This window comes from Citrobacter sp. Awk 4 (genome assembly GCF_028069725.1).
Taxonomy (GTDB): Bacteria; Pseudomonadota; Gammaproteobacteria; order Enterobacterales; family Enterobacteriaceae; genus Citrobacter_D.
Genome location: NZ_JANEWG010000165.1, coordinates 1 through 307, shown reverse-complemented (window position 1 = coordinate 307; position 307 = coordinate 1). Strand labels below are relative to the sequence as shown.

Below are 307 nucleotides of genomic sequence, written 5' to 3'. Positions count from 1 at the left end.
ATTTGGATGGTCAGCTGTGATCATTATTGCCATCATCGTTTGTTCATGGATACTTGGTGTAGAGTATTATAAAACCATCACTTTACCCAACCTAAAACCCTCACGCGTCAGGGTTGATTTTAATGGTAAATTAATTTCAAAAGAAAGATATTATAGTGTATATGAAATTAACATTGAAGTTGAAAATGTTGGGGATAGCTCTATTTTTTTAAATGATGGATATCTTCAAGCCACAACGTATAGAATAGTATTACCAGAAGGAATGGAATCCTTTATAGATAAAGACACATCCATTAGCAATGAAAGG

General features: G+C 32.9%; 1 protein-coding gene. It reads left to right on the top strand.

Annotation, left to right across the window (positions count from 1 at the left end; translation table 11 throughout):
• The coding region (locus tag NNO04_RS22675) for a hypothetical protein (protein WP_271446544.1) at positions 1 to 307 on the top strand (307 nt) is incomplete at both ends.